General features: G+C 51.8%; 4 protein-coding genes and 1 rRNA gene. 4 read left to right on the forward strand and 1 reads right to left on the reverse strand.

All coding sequences use genetic code 11. The annotated features are described in order from the left end of the window. Positions 1-5 precede the first annotated feature (5 nt). Positions 6-121 (forward strand): 5S ribosomal RNA (gene rrf, locus MXE39_RS12505). A gap of 475 nt (positions 122-596) precedes the next feature. On the opposite strand, the gene MXE39_RS12510 is transcribed toward rrf, so the two are convergent. Continuing rightward, on the reverse strand, positions 597-1,859 hold the full coding sequence (locus tag MXE39_RS12510; protein WP_246979030.1) for a LacI family DNA-binding transcriptional regulator: 1,263 nt from the start codon (positions 1,857-1,859) through the stop codon (positions 597-599). Positions 1,860-2,477: 618 nt separating this feature from the next. On the opposite strand from MXE39_RS12510, the gene MXE39_RS12515 reads away from it, so the two are divergent. The 3 genes from MXE39_RS12515 (at position 2,478) to MXE39_RS12525 (ending at position 6,325) form a co-directional block, all read left to right on the forward strand. After that, positions 2,478-3,917, forward strand: coding sequence for a glycoside-pentoside-hexuronide (GPH):cation symporter (locus MXE39_RS12515; protein WP_246979031.1), 1,440 nt, complete (start codon positions 2,478-2,480; stop codon positions 3,915-3,917). 300 nt (positions 3,918-4,217) lie between these two features. Continuing rightward, complete coding sequence (locus MXE39_RS12520) at positions 4,218-5,642, forward strand: NosD domain-containing protein (protein ID WP_246979032.1); 1,425 nt, start codon at positions 4,218-4,220, stop codon at positions 5,640-5,642. Between the two features lie 518 nt (positions 5,643-6,160). Then, positions 6,161-6,325 (forward strand): hypothetical protein, encoded by a 165-nt coding sequence (locus MXE39_RS12525; protein WP_246979033.1) that lies wholly within the window; start codon positions 6,161-6,163, stop codon positions 6,323-6,325. Positions 6,326-6,910: the final 585 nt, after the last annotated feature.

The raw sequence follows: 6,910 nt of genomic DNA on the forward strand, positions 1-6,910 counted from the left end.
ATTTGTCTGGCGACCATAGTGCTGTAGTCCCACCTGTCCCCATTCCGAACACAGAAGTGAAATGCAGTAACGCCGATGGTAGTGCAACGTACGATTGTGTGAGAGTAGGTCATCGCCAGGCTTAATTATTCCTGACAAAGCCCGCTGAGTAGAAACTCAGCGGGCTTTGTCGCATCTGCACATCCCAAAAATCCCACCTCATCCGGGCCGGTCTGGCCCAGCGGTCCAGCCCGACCCGGGCAGCAGCTGCTCTGCAGCCATCCAGAGCCCAGCCTGACACTTTCTGTTACTGAATATAAAGCATACCCGGCATCTCAGCTCAAGAATCCAAACATTGCGCCTGCGCCTACGCTTCACCTCATCGTACAGCATCCCATCCCATCCTATCTGTTCTTCCCACACTGCTCTCTATGGAGCTTCCACTACCGCCTGCAGCAGGGCCAGCACCGCCTGCCGGACTGCCGGCCAGGTGGTCACCCTGCGAGCCTCAATACATCGGACATAGCGCCGCTGGCTGCTACGGCACTCAGCTCAGCTCCAGCCAAACCTGAGCAGGCAGTGCTCTTATCTACGCACCCGGTTTCTGTTGCCGTGCCTTATAAGCTTTTGATGGTAGAGCTGCGGACAAAGAGCTGGGGCTTGATCTCCAGACAGTCCACCTGGTCTTCAATGTTGTCATTTGCATTCATGTTATTGCGACCCGATACTGACCTCTTCTGATCCGCAAGCAGGCTGTAGGCCTTGCGGGCTATGGCTCTGACAGGTTGCCCTATGGAGCTCAGGTCCATCAGCTGAGTCAGGTAAGTGTTATCAAAGCTGATTATGCCTGCATCATCAGGTATTTTCAGACCTGACTTGAGGCAGGCCTTCTCGAGCGCCACGGCGCAGACATCATTGTAAACCCACAGAGCTACAGGTTCATCGTCGTTGCGGGTCTCAATCAGCCGATCCACTATCATCTGCAGATAGTGCCCCAGCCCCTGGGCGCTGCCGTCGTCTTCGTCAGCTGTACCCTGCCGATAGCCTGAGCCTGAAGCTGCAGGAGCATCACCTGCATCTGAGCCCACGCCATTGCTGCCTCCTGAGCGCACAGCTGCATCATAAGCGCCTGCAGCTGCAGCTGCGCCATGCTGGTGCCAGCATTCATCATCACTGTCACCTCTGCTGCTTTTATTGAGTAGTATCTGCTGTGAGATGGACTCGGCTATGCCTTTGGGCAGCCAGAACACAGTACGGTTGTCGAGGCTGCAGCAGCTGTTCAGATCAAAGAGTGCATCTTTGAAAACAGTGTACTTCTCCTCATCAACATTGCGCTGCCCGATAAAGCCCGCCCTCTTCCACCCCTGCTCTCTTAAATGCATGGCCGCCTGACGCATGCCATCACGGTAATCGACCAGTATGGAGTTAAAGAAGCGGGAGCGCTGCGTAATCACCACGGTGAAAATGCCACTGCGCCTGAGCTCATCGACCAGCTCACCTTCATTCTCTGTAGGTACCCAGAACAGACCTTCGATGCCCAGGGCGATAAAGGAGCGCACTGCAGTACTTTCTTTTTCCGGATTGTTCAGGTGGGTTTTGACAATGATATCCATGCCATAGAAGCGGGCTTCCTGCTCCAGAATCATGATGGCTTCGCTGAAGTGGGGATTGGTCAGGTTGGGTACTATGCATCCGAGCAGACCGGAACGTTTGCCCTCAAGACTGATGCTGCTCTTGCTGGGCAGATAGCTCAGCTCATTCATGGCAGCGTGCACAATGCGCCTTGTCTCCCATGAAACGTTGGGATGGTTGTTGATAACACGTGAAACGGTTGCAGTGGATACTCCAGCCTTGAGAGCCACATCCTTTAGTGAAGCCATAAATCCTCCCTGGTCAGTTGCGTCAAAATCTCCCACCCACGGCCGCAGCAGCTGCAGACAGCGGCTTTATTTGCCTGGCCAGTGCTCTTCCAGTCGGGCCTCCGAGAGTCATAGAGTCTGATGCTGTTGCTTCAGGCCAGAGAACAGGTGTAAGAGCACAATGCTCAGTGTGCAAGCAGCCAGCAAGACAAAGTATCTGCAGTCACCATCTGCAGTTAGCATCTGCATGTTTCAGGACGGAGCTTACCGCCTCAAAGCTGCAGGCTGGCTGCCTGTAAACGGCTTGTGCACAAGTCGTCTGTATTGTGCTGCGCTGTTGCAGGGGCCGCTTTGGGACGTGTGTGCAGTTTGCAGACCGGATGCCGGGCCGGGCGGATGGTGTGGCCTGCAGGCATGGAGCGGGACTGCAGTTAAAGCTTATTTCGTGCACTGACTGAAAAGTGTGAAGTCGATCGGATTTTTATGTAACGAAAATACATGTGATGCATATAACACATTGTATATAAGCGGTTTCTTATAATGCAGCCAATGCAACAAAACGTGAATCAAGTACTTAAAATAGCAGTCCATTTATATCAGTAGGAATGCTCTGCTGTGCTTATTCTGAAGGATGAGAATATGTCTGATGTTTCTTTAAGTTCTCCACAGAACAATCGAGCATTTGAGCAGCTCAGGCTCAATGAAAGAGTGGGATACGGCATGGGCGATGCCGGATCCTGTATTGTCTGGAGCATGCTGGCCCTGTACCTCACCTGGTTCTATACCGATGTATTCGGTCTTGAGCCTGAGGCAGTGGCAACCCTCTTCCTGGTAATCCGCATTTTTGACGCTTTCACTGATCCTGTGATGGGCTCCATCTGTGATCATACTGAAAGCCGATTTGGAAAGTTCCGTCCATACCTGCTTTATCTTGCTGTTCCTTTCGGTATCGGTGCTGTGGTCATGTTCACCACTCCTGATCTCGGACCTGACGGCAAGCTGATATATGCCTATCTGACATACTTTGTCATGTCCCTGATTTACACTGGCATCAACATTCCATACTGCTCCATTCTGGGCAACATTACCCTAAATGAGCGCGAGCGCATGAGCTGCCTGTCATGGCGCTTCTTCCTCAATGGCTTTGCCACGCTGATCGTAACCTCCTCAATCCTGCCTTTATCTGATTACCTGGGTTCTGGCGACCGTGCTCAGGGCTTCCAGTACTCAATGATGATTCTGGGTGCTGTAGCTACCGTGATGTTCTTCTACTGCTTTGGCTCAGTAAAGGAGCGTGTCAAGGCTCCAAAGAGCAACTCCAGCATCCTGGGCGACATCAAGCACATCATTCGCAATGACCAGTGGCTGCTTATGATTTCGCTGACTTTCGTCAACGTCTTCCCTGCTTTTATCCGTGGCGCAGTCACTATCTACTATGCCACTTACGTAATGCATGCCAGTACCGGTTTCATCACCTTCTTCATGACTCTTGGCGTGCTGTGCAACATGATCGGCAGTGTCATTGCCAAGCCGCTGACCGACCGTTTTGACAAGGTTAAGCTCTTCCGTGCCATCAACATCATTCTCGGCGTGCTTTCCCTGTGGCTCTACTTCATTGATCCTTCCAATTTGTACGTACTGCTGCCTGTCTTCATCGTCGTCAACGTACTGCACCTCGTTCAGTCCGGCCCAATCCTATGGGGCATGATGTCCGACGTCGATGACTACGGCGAGTACAAGCTGGGCAAGCGTCTTACCGGTATCTCCTTTGCCGGCAACCTCTTCATGCTCAAGATGGGCCTTGCCATTGCCGGCTCCATCGTTGCCTGGATACTTGCCTATACCGGTTACGTAGCCAATGAGCCTCAGCAGAATGAGGCTACCCTGAGCGGCATCATCATCATGTTCTCTCTGATGCCAATGGCCTGCTACTTCCTGAGCGCTGTCATGATTTCTTTCTTCAAGCTGGACGCTCCATTCCTTGCCAGGATTAAGGATGAGCTGGCAAAGAGAGCAGCTCAGGCTCACGAAGACAAGAGGTCTGAGCAAGTACAGACCACTCAGGCTCAGGACCAGTAAGGCCATAAAAAGGGCTGTTCCTGGCAGCAGACGCCTTAAGGTACAGCCCTGTAAAGAAACACATAAAACTAATTTCAGACTCCACCAGTCCTGAGTGAGCCTGCTACAAATGCAGACCCCCCCTGGCCGCAGTCTCTGATACTGCAGCTGGATAGAAACGTCATAAGGCAACCTGTAAGAGTTGAGCAGCCATCTTCTGTCATGTTCTTAAGACAGAGGTGCTGCATCAAGGTGCCGATGGCCGGGGCATCAGCGCAGATGCTGCTGGTGGAGCAGCAACAGATTTTCCAGGAGATTCCCATGTCACCAGTATGTGCCGGCAGCGCTGACTCTATGAACAGCAATGTCTACGATGTAACCAGATGGCAGGAAGGTAATGCCCATGAGGATATCGGTGCCGTCATCAACAGCATCATTGCTCACATAAAGCAGCGTCAGAACTGTGCTGAGCATGGTCTTGACCGCAGTGAAGGCAAGCCAGGTGCCGTCATCTACATTCCACCAGGTGACTACCACCTCAAGACACAGATTCTGGTAGATATCAGCTATCTGCGCATTGAGGGCAGCGGCCACGGATTCATCTCTTCCTCCATCAGATTCAATACTGAGAAGTCAGCACTGGAGCAGTATCAGGACATCTGGCCAGGCGGAAGCCGTATTCTGGTTGATCTCAATGTAACCCCTGAGCAGTACCGTACCCAGGGACCGGAAGCCGGAGCAGCAATCCTGGTTAAGCGCGCAGGCATGCCACGTATCAGCTCTGTTGAATTCTCTGGCTTCTGCATTGACGGCCTGCACTTTACTGAAATGGACGGCAAGATCGATGAGAACAGCTATCTTAATGGCAAGACCGGTATTTACATAGGCTGCGCCAATGACTCTTTCTGCTTCAGAGACATGGGCTTTATCTACCTTGAGCACGGTCTGACCATTTGCGAGGCTGATGCTCTGAGCGTGGACAACAACTTCATCGCCGAGTGCGGCAGCTGTGTTGAGCTGCGTAAGTGCGGTCAGGCCTCCAGAATTGCCAATAACCTCATGGGTGCCGGCTACAACGGCCATACCATCTACGCCGAGAACCACGGCGGTCTGCTGGTTACCGGCAACAACGTTTTCCCACGCGGACGCAGCAGCGTTCACTTCAAAAACGTATCACGCTCAACCATTACCTCAAACCGTTTGCACTCCTTCTACTCAGGCATGGTCATCCTCTCGGGCAAGTGCTGCGAGAACCTCATCGGTTCCAACCATCTGCTGCGTGATCCCGAGCCATGGGAGCCAATGAAGGGCTACAACAACAATATTGAAGACGACTATGGTCTGATTCACATTGAGGGAAACAACAACACTGTTACCGGAAATCACATATCCAGCTCCATTGGTCCGGACAAGCTCATCTTCTGCGAGTGCAGCTGCAGAGAGGATCAGGCTCCAGTAATGATTCGCATTGCTGAAGGTCACGGCAACTATGTAGCTTCCAACCATATCGTAGCCACCGATCCTGATGCCGGCAAAAAGCATGACGATACTGCCCGTGAGGCCAGTGAGTGCTTTGCTACTCAGGTAGAGGCCATGACCAGCATCACCAATCTCAAGGATCTCGAAAAGTGCGTAGACGTGCTGATAGACGAGACCGCTGGAATGAACAGCGTTATTTACAGCTCCCGCAAGAGCAAGACCATTGATAACGGCCGCGACAACATGCTGGTCACCATGCCAGGCTGATGTCTTTGAGATTTTCTGATTTCAGATTTCTTAAACTGTTCACACAGCCACAAGGAAGAAGAGGTGGCACCGGCGCAGGTACCATGCAGATGCCACCAGATAATCCAGATAATCAAGGTAATACGATTACTGTAGACTCCGGTCGGCCGACATGGCTGGCCGGTCATTACCATGTTAAGCCCCTGTCAGGGACAGTCGCATATCACACACCATTGGCGGCTTCCCCCAGGGGCTTTTTGTTTTAGCGGCTGCGGCTTACAGACCCAGATTGCTGATTCACCAGCAGACGATTGCTGCAGCAGCTGCTGCCAGGACTGGCCATAGCTTGAACTGTTGAGGGGACACGAGGCAGGCAGAGGCAGGATGATGATGATGATGAGTGCTGATGACTGGAGACACACCCAGATCTGCTCGCGGAATTGTCAGGCTTATGGTCCTGCACAGCTGCAGCTGCAGGGGAGGCATCTGCTGGTGGAAAAGGTCTGGCCACAGGCAGCTGCAGTTCTGCTCGAAAGCAGGTGCCTTTTGCTACGCGACTTGCTCAGGCTCGTGTCTCTGGAGCCATGAAAGAGCTCGACTCTGTGGTAGACGTGCTGATAGACGAGACCACCTCTGGCTTTACCGTTATCTGCAGCTCCCGAAAGTCCAGGACTCAGGCCCTGGTCGCAACAACGTACTTGTGACCATACCTGCTCCTCAGATGCAGACAGAATGAGAACAGCTATGCAGCATATATGGCTGCCGGGTCTTTACATATACTGAAAAAGACGCTTTTGATCTGGCCTATATCAGGCGCTCAGGCGGCAGCTGACGCAAGTCAGCTGCCGCCTGATGCATTTTGATGGCATTTATGATGGCGGCTCTGGCCTTGGGAAGGGGCGGTCCTGCTCTTTTATGTGGTTTTTTTTCCTTTATCTGGTACTGGGATGGGGTGGTAATGCCAGGTCGGGAGTAAATTTCGGGAGTATAGTCCGTGGCTGTTTTGCTGATAAACAGACATAATTGACGGAGATGTATGTAAAGTTGTGATTAGGGGAATGTGTGAGGCAAAAATATTTTGCCTGACAAACGGCATATATATCGTGTTTATTTGATGGTGTTAGAAAAAAGTTAAAATTTTTTAGAAAAAAGTGTTGACCCGGTGGTGAAAATCATTAAAATACGTTTCCGCTGTGACGCACTGAGCGAATCAGCTGCAAAAGCCCAGCGCTTTGAAGTTCTTTAAAAATCAGATAAGTACAGACAATCTGTGTGGGTTCTTTAAGTTA

Origin of the sequence: Anaerobiospirillum sp. NML120511 (genome assembly GCF_023050955.1) — a bacterium.
Classification (GTDB): Bacteria; Pseudomonadota; Gammaproteobacteria; order Enterobacterales; family Succinivibrionaceae; genus Anaerobiospirillum.